Here is a 13352-nt window from a genome sequence, read left to right on the forward strand (position 1 = left end):
CGGGCGCGGCGGTGCCGGCGGGCGCGGCGGCGCGGGTGGGGCGGCGGCGGGGTGGGGCGGGGGACGGCGGGGCGGGGCGGGGCGCGCTCAGTCCGCCCCGGGTAGGCCGATCGCGAAGGCGTCTTCCAAGTCGTGTCGCGAGTACGCGCGGAACGCGATGTGTGACTCGGTGTTGACCACGCCCGGCGTTTTCGAGATGCGTCCCGCGATCACGTCGGCGATGTCCTCGAAGTTCTTCACCCTGACGATCGCGATCAGGTCGACGTTGCCCGCCACCGAATAGACCTCGCTGACGCCGGGCAGCGCGGCCAGCGCCTCGGCCACCTCGGGAATGGAGTCGGTGGCGCAGTCGATGTGCACAATCGCGGTGTTCATGCGCCGATCCTAATGCCGTGTGCCGTCCCTGCTCACCGCGCCGACCCGGACCGTCAAGCCCCCGGCGTCGCGTACCGCGTCGGTGAGCGTTTCCCCGGCGGTCACCTGGGCACCGGGCCAGACGACGCAGCGCTCGATCGTGCCCGCCACCGTGGCGTCAGCGCCCACCACCGACGCGGTGCACGTTCCGCTCACCGTGGCCGTCGGATCGATCAGGTTGCCACCAGACGCGGCGTGCAGGTTGGCGCGCAGATAGTCAGCCGGTGTGCCGGTGTCCAGGTAGGTGCCGTCGAACCCGACGAGTTCCAGGTCGCCGGCCGCCTCGGCGGGCCGCCACACCGTGCGTACCAGGTCGGCGAACTCCGAGCTCAGCCCCCGCACGTACCGCCAGGGCAGCAGCGAGAAGCCGGCGAAGCGCCGTCCGCTGAACCCGCTGGCGCCTCCGGACCCGGTCGGCGGGGTGAGCACCGGCAGGGTGAGCATCCGGACCGTGTCGCCGGTCCAGCCGTCCAGCAGTGCGGCGATGTCCTTGCCGGGTTCGCGGGCGGGGTCGGCCAGGTAGGCGTCTGCGTTGCCGACCAGCACGCCGCGTCCGTCGATCCATCCCTTGAGGTTGCCGACGCCGCCGGAGGTGCCGAGCGGCCCGTCCGGTTCGACGCTGAGGTGCGCACGGTCGCCGACGTGCGCGACGACCTGGTCGGCGAGGTAGGCGGCGTTGACCGCGACCCGCGCCGGCCCGGTCAGGCCGAGGCCCGCGACCCGGCGCAGGGCATGGTCGAGCAGCGCCCGGTTGCCCACCGGGCAGAGCGCCTTCGGAACCGTCTCGGTCAGCGGTCGCAGACGTCGCCCCTCACCGGCGGCGAGTACCACCGCGCAGACGCCGTCCCCGGCAGTCACCGGCTGGCTTCCGAGGCGAGCGGCCCGATGCCGTAGATGCCGAGCAGCAGCGCCGTGTTGGGCGTCAGCGTGGGCAGCCCGTCCAGCGGCCACCAGCGCGCCTCCAGCACTTCGCCGCCGTCCACGATCAGCGGCGTGGTCGAGGCCGGGACGGAACCGGTGAACACGGTGTCCACCCAGCCTTTGCTGTGCACGATCGCGTTCGGCACGGCCGCGGTGAGGTCGTCCGGGTCGATGGCGACGCCGGACTCCTCCTGCAGTTCACGGGCGGCGCCGACGGCCGGCTCCTCGCGGCGCTTGAGCAACCCGGCGGGCAGACCCCAGGAACGGCCGGGCGGCTGACGCAGCAGCAGGATGCGCCCCGGCTCCGCGGCTTCCGCGTCGCGGATGATGGTCACCGCCCCGACCAGGTATTTCGGCACGATGATCCGGACGATTCGGCGGCGTACGGAACTCGGCAGCCGATAGAACATTTGGTACGCATATCCGCGCACTCGCCCGGCAACAGTCACACGTGCAGGCTAGCGGGGGCTTTCGCGTTCAGTCCGGGTGGTCCACCAGGGCGATGAGTTGCTCTACCACCATGTCCGGTTCGAGGGTCCGCTCGGTGACCGCGACAAGCATGGTTTCCAGGTCGGGAAAGCCCAGTTCCTCGGCGAGCCGACGCAGCGGCACCTCGCTGGCCAGGCCGCGGTCGTGCTTGCGCAGGGTCAGCCCGATGGTGGCCCGGCCCAGCCGCACCTTGTCCGCGATGCTGATGCCGGGCGTGTTCTTCTCCGCGAAGTACCGGTTGATGTGGGTCTGGGCCTGATTGGACTTGACGAAGTCGAGCCACTCGCGCCGGGGACCCCGCGGGGCGCCCTGCTCGGCATGCGCGTGCCCGTCCGTCTCGGTGAAGATCTCCACCACGTCACCGTCGTCGAGTTGCGAACTCAGCGGTGCCAGCCGGCCGTTGATGGTCGCGGCGAGCGTCTGGTCGCCCTTGTCCGGACCCAGCTCGTACGCGAGGTCGACGGGTGTGGATCCGGAGGGCAGTTCGAACGTGCGCCCCTGGGCGAACACCGTGATCTGGGCCTCGGCCAGGTCGCAGCGCAGCGAGGCGAGGAACTGGCCGGCGTCCACGGTGTCCTGCTCCCAGTCGAGCACTCGCTTCAGCCAGGTGAGCTGGTCGGCGCCGGCCGCTTCGGCGTACTGGGACTTCGGATAGCGGTACCCGGTGGCCACGCCGTACTCCGCGCACCGGTGCATCGCCTCGGTGCGGATCAGCACCTCCACCAGACGTCCGTCCGGGCCGGTCACGGTGGTGTGCAGCGATCGGTAGAGGTTGTTCTTGGGGGAGGCGATGAAGTCCTTGAATCGGCCGGCCACCGGTCGCCACTGCCCGTGGATGGCACCCAGCGCGGCGTAGCAGTCGGTCGGCGGGCCGTCCACCACCACCGCGATCCGGGGGAGGTCCTGCGGCACGGCGTGGTCCCCGGCGACGGTGTCCTTCCAGATCGAGTAGTAGTGCCGTGGTCGCGGCGTCACCACCGCCGGGACGCGGCTGCGCCGCAGCGCCGAGCGGGCCTTGCCGGCCACCGCGGCCAGATATTCCGACCAGCCGGGACGGTTGCGCACATGCTCGTCGATGCGGGCGTATGCCTCCGGCCGCAAGTGGAAGAGCACCACGTCGTCGAGATCGCGCTTGAGGGCCTGAATGCCGAGCCGGTCGCACAGCGGCACCAGCACGTCCAGGGTGGCGGTCGCGATCCGGGCGCGGGAGGCGGGGGAGCGGGCGTCCAGGGTGCGCATGTTGTGCAGCCGGTCGGCCAGCTTGATGATCAGGACTCGGACGTCCTTACCGGCCGCGACGATCATCTTGCGGATGGTCTCGGCCTCGGCGGCCTTGCCGTAGAACGCCTTGTCGAACTTGGTCACCCCGTCGACCAGGTGGGCGACCTCGGCACCGAACTCCACCTGCAGCGTCTCCAGCGTGTAGCTGGTGTCCTCCACCGTGTCGTGCAGCAGCGCGGCGACCAGGGTGGTGGTGTCCATGCCCAGCTCGGCGCAGATCTGCGCGACGGCGAGCGGATGCGTGATGTAGGGGTCGCCGCTCTTGCGCTTCTGTCCACGGTGGCAGTTCTCCGCCACCCCGTAGCTGCGGCGCAGCATGCCGGCGTCGGCGGACGGGTGGATGTTGCGGTGGGTGCGAGCCAGGGTGGTGACCGGGTCGTCGTCGTTGCCCTGGAGACCGAGCAATGACCGCAGCCGCCGGGTCAACGGGATCTCCTGGCGTGAGGCAGGCATGGCACGCCCGAGTGCGGCGCCGTGGCCGGCGTCGACGTTCACTCGGACACCTCCTTACCGATCTCGGCGAGCGGGACCGTGGCGGACCGGAGCCAGGTGCCATCACCGAGCACAGGCGCAACCGTCCGATTTCGGCCGGAGTTGCCTGCGTGCCCTACAGCCTATGCGAGCGAGCGTCGTCCGAACGGTCAGTTAGTGCTGGGCGAACGGACCACTCTTTCCCCGGTGCTGCGGCTTCCGCCTTGGCGAGAAGGGTACTGAATCGCGCCGCGCCACGGATCGGTGACACCCAGTCGCCCGAAGTGTCCACCAATCGGGTGTCGGTCAGCTCCAGCCATGCCAAGATCCGCTCGGTCTCCTCGGCGGTGGCGGCCGGGACCGGGCCCGGTCCGGGTTGGACCGTTTCGGCGGTCGCCCGTGCCATGTCGAGCGTCGGGCGGGGATGCAGTCGCGGCGGCGACGTGGCGGCGGCGGCCAGCCGCCCGTGCCGGATCACCGCGATCTCCCAGCCCCCGACCTGATCGCGGCGGGCGGCGATCAGCTCCGGCAACCGGGTCAGCGCGTCCAGTCGTTGCATCCGCACGGTGGCGCGCAACAGGGCGACCAGCCGTGCGCGGACGACCGCCGCCTCCTCATAGCGTTGCCGGCCGGACAACGTGTCGATGCGGGCCAGCAGGGCGTCCACGACCGGCCCCGGATCGCCGTGCGTCGCGGTGCGGAACGGCGATGCGGCGCGGGAGGCGTACTCCTGCGGGGAGATCCGGTGCTCGCAGGGTGCCGGGCAGCGACCCAGCTCGGCCAGCGCACAGGCCGGTGTGGGGGTGCGCGGGGACAACTTGAGCGTGCACTGGCGCAGCGGCACCGCGTCGTACATCCCGGCGGCGGCCAGCTCGGCGGTGCGGCGCGAGGAGAACGGGCCCAGATAGGCGGCGTCGTCATCGGCGAGCTGGCGGACCACCGACAGGCGCGGGTAGGCCTCCGCGGTGAGCTTGAGCCAAACCACCCGGTCCGGATGTTTCGAGCGGCGATTGTAGGGCGGTGCGTGCGCCGCGATCAGCCGCAACTCTCGCACCTGCGCCTCCAGGGGGTGCGCGCACTCCACCGCCTCCACGCGGGTGGCGGCGGCCAGCATCTCGGAGATGCGGGCGCGCTTCTCCGCGGCGGTGAAATAGCTGCGTACCCGGGTGCCGATGTCCTTCGACGTGCCGACGTAGAGCGCCCGGTCGTCGGCGGCGCGGAAGACATAGACGCCCGGGACGTGCGGCAGCCCCTCGGCCAGATGCCGCTTGCGGCGCTGGGTGGGGGTGACCGCCTTGGCGAACTCGATGGCGTCGCCCAGGGTGTGCACGCGGAAGCTGCCCAGCCGCTCGATCAGCCCGTGGAGCACGTCCACGGTGGCCTTCGCGTCGTCCAGCGCCCGGTGGGTGGGCTCCACCGCGGAGCGGAAGAACCGGGCCAGCGTGGCCAGCTTGCGGTTGGGCACCTCGTCACGGGTCAGCGCCCGGCGCGCCAGGGCCGCGGTGTCCAGCACATGCGGGCGGGGCCAGGGATAGCCATGCCGGGCGCACGCGGCCTTGAGGAAGCCCACGTCGTAGGGGGCGTTGTGGGCCACCAGAACCGCGTCGCGCAAGAACTCCAGCAGGCTGGGCAGCACCGCCTCGATCCGTGGTGCCGGCGCCAGCATCGCATCGGTGATGCCGGTCAGCACGGTGATGAACGGCGGCAGGCGCTCGCCCGGGTTGACCAGGGTGCCGAAGGTGCCGAGCTGTCGGCCGCCGCGGACCTTGACGGCACCCACCTCGGTGATGCCGCCGCCATCCGGGGCGCCGCCCGTGGTCTCCAGGTCGAGGACCACGAAGACGGTGTCGCTCAGCGCCTGCGCCGCCGGCGCAGCCGAGCCGTCCGGGCCGAGCAGTGAGTCAAGTGTCTCCTGGCGGTAGCCGGGTGCGCCGTCGAGCCGAGGGGGTTGTGCCACGGCCCGGAGATTAGGACTCGGGTACGACAACTTCCGTGTCCGGCACAAAAGATCACTTGCGTCCGCAAGCGTTTCGGCCGGACGCGGTGGGACAATGAACTATGTCCGCTCCGCAGCCGCCCGCAGACCAGCCCGCCGAGGAGGCGGCCGTGGTCGACGGCGACTTTGCTCCGGAGCCGACGCTGCCGGAGTCCGTGCGGGGGCGGATCATGACTCTGGCCGCGTCGGCGTTGCCCGGCCTTTCGGCCGACGAGATTCCGCTCGTGCTCCGCAAAGTCGCCCGTTTCGCGCCTCATCGTCGTGCTCGTCACGGTGGCCCGGCCATTGCCGCTCAGCTCGCCGCCGACCCGGTGTTCCGGCAACGGATCGGCGGTCGCGTGGTGTCCGACGCAGGCGATCTGGGCGCGGCCGTCTTCGCCGGAGTGTCGCCGGGCGCGGCGGACCCCGTGGAGGTGGCCGCGCTGGCCTACCTGGCCCGGCCCGAGGGCTGGCGGGAGCTGATCGAGCGGGCCGGCGAGGTGGTACGCGCGGAGGCGGACAGCGCCGCGGTGGCCGACCAGGTGCGCGAGGCCGAGCAGCGTACCGCCCGGGCCGAGCACGACCGTGCGGTGGCCCGCGTGGAAGCCGACAAGCTGCGCGACGAGCTGGCCCGGGTGCGCGAGGAACTGGGCCAGCTACGCGAGGAGGCCCGTGCCACCGCCAAGGCGCTGCGTGAGACGCGGGCGGCGGAGAAGCGGGCCAACGACCTGGCGGCGACCGAGAAGGGGCGGATGGCCCGGGTGCGTCAGGAGCACGAGACCGAGGTACGCCGGCTGCGCGCCCGCCTGGCCGAGGCGGAGGCCGCGGCTGCCACCGGCAAGCAGACCGCCAAGGACGCCCGCGCGGCCGACGACGCGCGGCTCTGGCTGCTGATCGAGACCATCGGCCAAGCCGCCTCCGGCCTGCGCCGGGAACTGGCCCTCGGGCCGGCCGACAAGCTGCCGGCCGACTTCGTGGCGGACGCGGCGGCGCGGCGCCCCGGCGCGCCCGAGCGTGTCCGGGCGCGGGCGCAGGACACCGACGACCCCGCCCGTCTCGATCAACTACTCGCGTTGCCGCGGGCGCACCTGATCGTGGACGGTTACAACGTCACCAAGCGGGGCTTCCCGGAGATATCCCTGGAGCAACAGCGCAGACGCCTGATCAGCGGCCTGGGCGGGATCGCAGCGCAGACCGGCGACGAGGTCACCGTGGTCTTCGACGGTGCCGAGCGGGTGCATGGGCTGCCGCCCGCGCCGCGCGGCGTGCGGGTGCTGTTCTCGCACAAGGGCGACACCGCGGACGAGCTGATCCGCCAGCTTGTGCGCGGCGAGCCGGGCGGCCGGCCGATCGTGGTGGTCTCGTCGGATCGCGAGGTCGCCGACGGGGTGCGGCGGCACGGCGCCTACCCGATGGGTGCCGACTCGCTGCTGCGCCGGCTCGGCCGCGCCTGATTTTTGTCGTACCCCCTCCCTAGCGTGAGAGTCACCGATGGTGGTCGGTCCGCGACATGCGCTCTTCGCAGCTTCCCCGTCGCGATCCGGGCCACCGCAGGAGGAGGACTGATGATCGTCGATTGCGGTCGGTGCGCCGAGGGCGACGAGTGCCGCGGATGCCTGGTCTCCGCGCTGCTCGACACGCCCGCGGGCATCGCCGACTTGACACCCGGAGAGCTGCGGGCGATCGAGACCCTCGAACTGGCGGGGTTCGACGTCGAGCTGCTGTCCACCCCGGAGCCGCCGGTGGTGGTGCCGCTGCTACCCGGCCGCCGGCACGTGGCGTGACATTGCCGGCCGCCACCTGCCCGGCTGCGATGCGTCCCGCCGCCGGGCGTGGCGGTCACCGGCAGGGGGAGAGCGGCGGGGGAGAGCAGTGGCGTCTCCTAGGATGATCGCGTGACGCCGCGCGGATGGGCCCTGTGCACCCTGGGTGTGCTCGCGGTGGCGCTTGCGGTGCTCGCCCTGGTCACGGTGCCGTGGCACCGCCCGCCCGCCCCGCGCGCCGACCAGCTAGCCGCCCTGCGCGAGCTGCCCCAGCAGCAGGTCGCCCGGGCTCGCGCCTTCCACGCCGAGCTGCGGCCGACCGTCTACTCGGCGATGGCCGTGGGGCTGGCCGCGACCTTGCTGCTCGGGTTCACCTCGCTGGGCGCGAGACTGGTGACTCTCGCCGGCCGGCCGTTCGGCGACGCCTGGCTCGCCCGCGCCGTGCTCGGCGGCCTCGTCCTGATGCTGCTCGTCGAGGTGATCACGGTGCCGTTCGCGGCGTGGCGGCACGTGGTCACCGTCCGCTATGGCATTTCCACCCAGTCCTGGGGCGGGTGGGCGGTCGACCTCCTGAAGTCCTACGCGGTCGGGGCCGTGCTCGGCGCCGTGGCGCTGGCCGGCTTCTACGCCGTGGTGCGGGCGGCTCCGCGCTGGTGGTGGGCCTTCGGCGCGGCGGGCGCGGCGATGCTGGTCGTGCTGCTCTCGTTCATCCTGCCGGTGCTCGTCGAGCCGATCTTCAACAAGTTCACGCCGATGGCCGCATCGCCCCTGCGCACCGAGCTCATGGACCTGGCCGCCCAGGACGGCGTGCCGGTCAGTGACGTGCTGGTCGCCGACGCCTCACGCCGCACCCGCGCGGTGAACGCGTATGTCTCCGGTTTCGGGCCGACCCGCCGGATCGTCGTGTACGACACGATGCTCGACCAGGCCTCGCCCGCCGAGGTGGTCTCCGTGGCCGCGCACGAACTGGGGCACGCCAAGAGGAACGACGTGCTGACGTTCACCGTCATGGGCGCGCTCGGCGCCGCCGCCGGTGTCGTCGCCCTCTCTGTGCTCGGCGGCTGGTCCGCGCTGCTCCGCCGGGCCGGCGTGGACGCCATCGGCGATCCGCGGGCGCTCGGCCTGGTGCTCGCGATCGCCGCGGTGGCCGGTCTGCTGGCCGGCCCGGCGCAGGCCCTGGTGTCCCGCCGCGTGGAGGCTCGTGCCGACGCGCACGCCCTGGCGCTGACCGGCGACGCGGGCACCTTCGAGGCGATGCAGCGACGGCTCGGCACGGTGAACCTGTCCGACCCCGACCCGCCGACCTGGGAGTACCTGATGTCCGCCACGCATCCGTCCACAGTGGAACGGATGGCCGGCGCACGCGCGTACGCGCGGGGCGCCCGCTGATGTCACGGACCCTGCTGGTCACCAACGACTTCCCACCTCGCCCCGGCGGCATCCAGCAATTCATCCACAACCTCGCGGTGCGCCGTCCGGGCGGTTCGCTGGTGGTCTATGCGTCCACATGGGAGGGTGCCGGGAAGTTCGACGCGGAGCAGCCGTTCGAGGTGGTGCGCGCGGGCACCGGCATGCTGCTGCCCACTCCGGCCGTCGCCCGGCGTGCCGCCGACCTCGCCCGCGCACACGGGTGCGACAGCGTCTGGTTCGGGGCGGCGGCGCCGTTGGGGCTGCTGGCCGACGGGTTGCGCCGCAACGCCGGGATCGTCCGGGCGGTCGGTGTGACACACGGCCACGAGATCGGATGGGCCGCGCTGCCCGGTGCCCGGCACCTGCTGCGCCGCATCGCCCGCGGCAACGACGTGCTGACCTATCTGGGGGAATATCAGCGCACTCGGCTCGACCGGGCGTTGCACGGCCTGACCCGGCTGCGCCGGCTCGCCCCCGGTGTGGACATCGACACCTTCCATCCGGGAGTGGACGGCGGCGATGTGCGCCGGCGTTACCGGCTCGGTGACCGTCCGGTCGTGGTGTGCGTGTCGCGGCTGGTTCCCCGCAAGGGTCAGGACACGCTGATCCGTGCCCTTCCGGAGATCCGGCGCCGGGTGCCCGGCGCGGCGCTGCTGCTGGTCGGCGGAGGCCCGTACCGCGCGCGCCTGGCCCGGCTGGCCCGCGGCTGCGGGGTCGCGGACGACGTCGTATTCACCGGGTCGGTGCCCTGGGAGTCGCTGCCGTCGATGTACGCGGCGGGCGACGTCTACGCCATGCCGTGCCGCACCCGCGCCGCCGGGTTCGACGTGGAGGGCCTGGGCATCGTCTACCTGGAAGCCTCGGCGAGCGGCCTGCCGGTGGTGGCGGGGGACTCCGGCGGGGCGCCGGACGCGGTGCTGGAGGGCGAGACCGGGTACGTGGCCGGGGGACGTGACGTGCCCGCGGTGGCGTCCCGGGTGGCGGAGCTGCTGTCCGACCCGGACCGTGCCGCCGCGATCGGCGCCGCCGGCCGGGCGTGGGTGGAGCGCGAATGGCGCTGGGAAAAACAGGCCGCCCGGCTGGCGGCGATGCTCGACGGCGCCCACGACGACGGCACCCCCGAGGAGGGGGATCGGCGAAGCGCCGGCTGAACACGCCGGGCCGGAGGCGGGCGTGGTGGGGCCGACGAGGTGTGCCCGGCCGTCCGGCGACCTTACAGATCGCGCGAGAAGAGGTAGACCCGAAAGATCGCCGAGACGGGCACGAATGTCAGAACTTCGGCGCGTCCGGGGCCTCCAGCAACCCCAGTCGCAGGGCGGTCATCAGAGCTTGGGCGCGGTTCGCGGCGCCCAGCTTCTCGTACAGCTTCGAGATGTGGGTCTTGGCGGTGGACTCGGACACGAACAACTGCTTGGCGATGCCGGCCACGCTCATGCCGTCCGCAAGCAGGCGCAGCACCTGTCCCTCGCGGGGCGACAGTTGGGGCCCGGACGGCGCCAGCCGGCGCTTCATGGCCTCGGCCAGGTCGGCCGCGGTGAACGCGCTGGGCGCGGACGCGGCGTGCCGCGCCGCGGCGACCACCTCGTCGGCCGGGGCGGTCTTGGGCACGAAGGCGCTGGCACCGGCCTCCAGCGCGCCGAATAGCTGGTCATCGCCCGCATACATGGTCAGCACCACGATGCCCATGTTGGTGTTGTTCTTGCGCAGGGCGCGGGTCGCCTCCAGGCCGCTGCCGTCGGGCAGGCGTAGATCCATGATCACCACGTCGGGCTGCAGCGCACCGGCCTGCCGGACCGCCTCGGCGGCCGTGGCGGCCTCCCCGACGACCTCGAACTGCCGGTCCCGCTCGAACGCGTGTCGCAGCCCCTTACGGATCAGGTCGTGATCGTCGACGAGGAGGACCTTGGTGCGCGTGGCAGGCGCAGGACTGGTCGACATGCTCGGGTTACTCCCCTTCTGGAGCGGAAACACTATCCCGCACGCTATCGCGCCGGGCCGAAGATCCGAGCACTACGGCAACGGTTGTCCCGCTGGGGTGTCGCGGCGTGATCCGCAGCTTGCCCCGGATCCGTTCCGCGCGCTCGGCCATGATGCTGAGGCCGTACCGGCCATCCGGACGGTCGTCCGCGAAGCCCTTTCCGTCGTCGGAGACCTCGATTTCCGCGTACGGCGGATCGACGGTGCACGTGACCCACAGGTTGGAGGCGCCGGCGTGTTTGCGCGCATTGGTGATCGCCTCCTGGGCGATGCGCAGCAGCTCGGCCTCGGTCGCGGCGGGCAGTCGTGCGGTGGATTCGTCGAAGGTGAAGTGCACACGCAGACCGGCTGAGGTGCCGAGGGTCCGCGCGTACTCGGCGATGGCCGCCGCCAGGCCACCGTTGCGGTCGACCTCGGACCGCAGCTCGAACAGGCTCAGCCGCAGCTCGGTGATCACCCGGGTGACCTCGCCGCGCAGCGTGCGTAGCTCCTCGGCGGTCTCCTCGGCGCCCTCGGGCAGGGTGGCCTGGGCGTTGTCGATGCCGTACCCGACCATCACCAGCTCCTGTGCGACCCCGTCGTGGATCTCCCGGGCCAGGCGCTGCCGTTCCTCGTTGGTGGCCAGCGACCGCACCTCGTCGAACAGCAGGGCGGCTTCCAGGCGCAGCGCTGCCGGGCCGGTCACCTCGGTGACACGGCCGACGACCGCACCCGGGTACGCCTGCGGGACATCCGCTTCGAGGATCACCAGGCCGATCGTGCGTACGCCGGCCACCAGGGGGACGACCAGCGACGACGCGTCGCCGCCGCGGTGTGAGCGGGCCTGCGACCGGCTCGCGGTCTGCGGTTGCTGGGTCGCCCAGGCGTCGGCGATGGCGGAGTCGGCGTCGAGGGTGACTTCCCAGTCGACGCGTTCGGCACCGGTCTGCGCGAGCACCACGAGCCGTCCCCCGCCGCTGCCGGACAGCACCGCCGCGCGATGGCCGGGGGCCACCACCCGCAGTTCCTCAAGCAGATGCTCGGAGATGCCGCCCGGGTCCAGGGTGGCGCCGGGCAGCGATCGGGCGACGCTGCGTAGCTGGGTGAGCAGGCGGGTGGCTTCCGCGTACGGCTGAGGCGTCTGATCCGCGGGCTGCATCAACTGGCGCATGGTGTCCGCGGCGAACGTGACGATCGCGCCCAGCACCAGCCACTGCCCGCCGGCGGCCAGGTATCCGGGCTGGGTCAGCGCGCTGGGATCGCCGGCCGCGAAACCGCCGACGACCATGGTGACCGCGGCGACGCCGAGCAGCGCGGCGCCCTCGGTCGGACGGCGGCGCAGGGCCGCGGTGAGCAGCGGTACGGCCAGGTACGGCAGCACCGCTTCGGCGCCGAAACCGGCGTCCACGGTTCCGGTGACGTCGGCCGCCGCGGCGATCGAACCCGCCGCCAACCCGGTCACCGCCACCTCGGCGACGCGTCCCAGCGGCGTGTAGAACGGGTGGTCGGGAGCCACGAAGGCGGGCAGCGCGGCCACCAGCAGGAGCGCGATCCAGCGCAACTGCGCGACATCCCGGGTGGCGATCAGGGTCAGCGCCGCCACCAGGGCGAGCATGATGACCCTCGCCGCTACCGCGAGGGGCTGGACGCGGGCAGGAACGCTGGCTGAGCTTGGCACGTGACGGATGGTAGCGGCCCCGCTCGCTCGTGGCACCCGTCGATCCGCACCGGGCCGGTGACCGAAATCCCGATGGTCACCGGGTAGCCTCCCAGCATGGCGGACACCTCGACCCAGTCGATCCGGGTGCACGCACCGATGGCACAGGTGGCCGCGGTGATCTGTGATTTCCCGCGTTACCCCGAATGGGCTGACGCGATGAAACAGGTCGAGGTCGTCAGCGAGTACGACGACGGGTACGCCGAGCAGGTCCGCTTCGTCATCGACGCGGGCGTGATGGCCGACGACTACACGCTGGAGTACAGCTACGCCGACGACGTGTCCCGCATCGAGTGGCGGCTGGTCGCGCCGTCCCGCACCCAGCGTGCCCAGCAGGGTTCGTACGACCTGGTGGACAACGGCGACGCGACAACCACCGTGACATACACCCTTGAGGTGGAGCTTTCCGTCGGGATGCTGGGCATGTTCCGGCGCAAGGCGGAGAAAATGATCATGGATACGGCGCTCAAGCAGCTCAAGCGCCGGGTGGAGAGCCTGGCGACGGCCTGACGCCACGCACGCGGAGGGAGCATCACATGGCAGGGTCCACCGGGTCCGCGCGCGAGGAGGCCGAACGGCTCGTCGCCACCGTGCTCGCCATGGCCGGCTCCGGCACCGGCCGTGGTCACGGCTGGGCGACCGGCTCCGCGGAGTGCTGCGTCTGTCCGGTCTGCCGCGCCATCGCCGCGATGCGGGAGCCGTCGCCGGAGGCCGCCTCGCGGCTGGCCGGCGGCGCCGGGGACCTGGCCGCGGGCGTGGCCGGGGTGATGCGGGCGTTCTCCGACTGGTCGGCCGGCGCACGTTCGTCGAACCGTGCGCCGCAACCATCGCCGCAGCCGCATCGACAGCCACCGTCCGACCCGGCGGCGGCATGGTCGGCGGCGACCCGGTCGGCTCCGCCGCCGTCCGCCGCGCCGCCGTCCGCCGCGCCGCCGTCCGCCGCGCCGTCCGCCGC

General features: G+C 72.5%; 12 protein-coding genes and 1 pseudogene. 6 read left to right on the forward strand and 7 right to left on the reverse strand.

What is annotated here, in order from left to right:
• Positions 1–87 precede the first annotated feature (87 nt).
• The 5 genes from IEY73_RS31805 to IEY73_RS31825 all read right to left on the reverse strand — a co-directional run bounded on the left by IEY73_RS31805 (position 88) and on the right by IEY73_RS31825 (position 5533).
• A complete protein-coding gene (locus IEY73_RS31805) occupies positions 88–375 on the reverse strand; it encodes an Lrp/AsnC family transcriptional regulator (protein WP_189083058.1) in 288 nt (95 codons plus the stop codon).
• Between the two features lie 9 nt (positions 376–384).
• Complete coding sequence (locus IEY73_RS31810; RefSeq protein WP_189083059.1) at positions 385–1272, reverse strand: sugar phosphate nucleotidyltransferase; 888 nt, start codon at positions 1270–1272, stop codon at positions 385–387.
• Positions 1269–1745, reverse strand: a complete 477-nt coding sequence (locus IEY73_RS31815) for an NUDIX domain-containing protein (RefSeq protein WP_189083069.1) — start codon at positions 1743–1745, stop codon at positions 1269–1271. Before IEY73_RS31815 ends, IEY73_RS31810 begins: the two co-directional genes overlap by 4 nt.
• A gap of 67 nt (positions 1746–1812) precedes the next feature.
• The gene (locus tag IEY73_RS31820) at positions 1813–3600 is read right to left on the reverse strand and encodes a RelA/SpoT family protein (RefSeq protein ID WP_189083060.1); all 1788 of its coding nucleotides are present in this window, start codon (positions 3598–3600) and stop codon (positions 1813–1815) included.
• A gap of 112 nt (positions 3601–3712) precedes the next feature.
• Complete coding sequence (locus IEY73_RS31825) at positions 3713–5533, reverse strand: DEDD exonuclease domain-containing protein (RefSeq protein ID WP_373292919.1); 1821 nt, start codon at positions 5531–5533, stop codon at positions 3713–3715.
• Between the two features lie 101 nt (positions 5534–5634).
• On the opposite strand from IEY73_RS31825, the gene IEY73_RS31830 reads away from it, so the two are divergent.
• The 4 genes from IEY73_RS31830 (at position 5635) to IEY73_RS31845 (ending at position 9875) form a co-directional block, all read left to right on the forward strand.
• On the forward strand, positions 5635–7005 hold the full coding sequence (locus IEY73_RS31830; RefSeq protein ID WP_189083061.1) for an NYN domain-containing protein: 1371 nt from the start codon (positions 5635–5637) through the stop codon (positions 7003–7005).
• A gap of 111 nt (positions 7006–7116) precedes the next feature.
• On the forward strand, positions 7117–7335 hold the full coding sequence (locus tag IEY73_RS31835) for a hypothetical protein (RefSeq protein ID WP_189083062.1): 219 nt from the start codon (positions 7117–7119) through the stop codon (positions 7333–7335).
• A 111-nt stretch (positions 7336–7446) separates the two neighbouring features.
• Positions 7447–8703 (forward strand): M48 family metallopeptidase, encoded by a 1257-nt coding sequence (locus tag IEY73_RS31840; RefSeq protein ID WP_189083063.1) that lies wholly within the window; start codon positions 7447–7449, stop codon positions 8701–8703.
• The gene (locus tag IEY73_RS31845) at positions 8703–9875 is read left to right on the forward strand and encodes a glycosyltransferase family 4 protein (protein WP_189083064.1); all 1173 of its coding nucleotides are present in this window, start codon (positions 8703–8705) and stop codon (positions 9873–9875) included. Before IEY73_RS31840 ends, IEY73_RS31845 begins: the two co-directional genes overlap by 1 nt.
• A 118-nt stretch (positions 9876–9993) precedes the next feature.
• Here the strand turns inward: IEY73_RS31845 and IEY73_RS31850 are convergent, their stop codons facing one another.
• A complete protein-coding gene (locus tag IEY73_RS31850) occupies positions 9994–10662 on the reverse strand; it encodes a response regulator transcription factor (protein ID WP_189083065.1) in 669 nt (222 codons plus the stop codon).
• A 7-nt stretch (positions 10663–10669) separates the two neighbouring features.
• Positions 10670–12358: a sensor histidine kinase gene (locus tag IEY73_RS31855; protein ID WP_189083066.1), complete on the reverse strand. Its 1689-nt coding sequence runs from the start codon at positions 12356–12358 to the stop codon at positions 10670–10672.
• Between the two features lie 96 nt (positions 12359–12454).
• On the opposite strand from IEY73_RS31855, the gene IEY73_RS31860 reads away from it, so the two are divergent.
• On the forward strand, positions 12455–12907 hold the full coding sequence (locus IEY73_RS31860) for an SRPBCC family protein (protein ID WP_189083067.1): 453 nt from the start codon (positions 12455–12457) through the stop codon (positions 12905–12907).
• A gap of 89 nt (positions 12908–12996) precedes the next feature.
• Positions 12997–13352: pseudogene (locus IEY73_RS31865) on the forward strand (hypothetical protein); the annotation flags it as partial.

Origin of the sequence: Mangrovihabitans endophyticus (genome assembly GCF_014646155.1) — a bacterium.
Taxonomy (GTDB): domain Bacteria; phylum Actinomycetota; class Actinomycetes; order Mycobacteriales; family Micromonosporaceae; genus Actinoplanes; species Actinoplanes endophyticus.

Bases quoted from the DNA above. Each gene is read 5' to 3' on its own strand.
- IEY73_RS31805 (WP_189083058.1), bottom strand. From the start codon at position 375: ATGAACACCGCGATTGTGCACATCGACTGCGCCACCGACTCCATTCCC.
- IEY73_RS31815 (WP_189083069.1), bottom strand. From the start codon at position 1,745: ATGTTCTATCGGCTGCCGAGTTCCGTACGCCGCCGAATCGTCCGGATC.
- IEY73_RS31830 (WP_189083061.1), top strand. From the start codon at position 5,635: ATGTCCGCTCCGCAGCCGCCCGCAGACCAGCCCGCCGAGGAGGCGGCC.
- IEY73_RS31835 (WP_189083062.1), top strand. From the start codon at position 7,117: ATGATCGTCGATTGCGGTCGGTGCGCCGAGGGCGACGAGTGCCGCGGA.
- IEY73_RS31845 (WP_189083064.1), top strand. From the start codon at position 8,703: ATGTCACGGACCCTGCTGGTCACCAACGACTTCCCACCTCGCCCCGGC.
- IEY73_RS31850 (WP_189083065.1), bottom strand. From the start codon at position 10,662: ATGTCGACCAGTCCTGCGCCTGCCACGCGCACCAAGGTCCTCCTCGTC.
- IEY73_RS31860 (WP_189083067.1), top strand. From the start codon at position 12,455: ATGGCGGACACCTCGACCCAGTCGATCCGGGTGCACGCACCGATGGCA.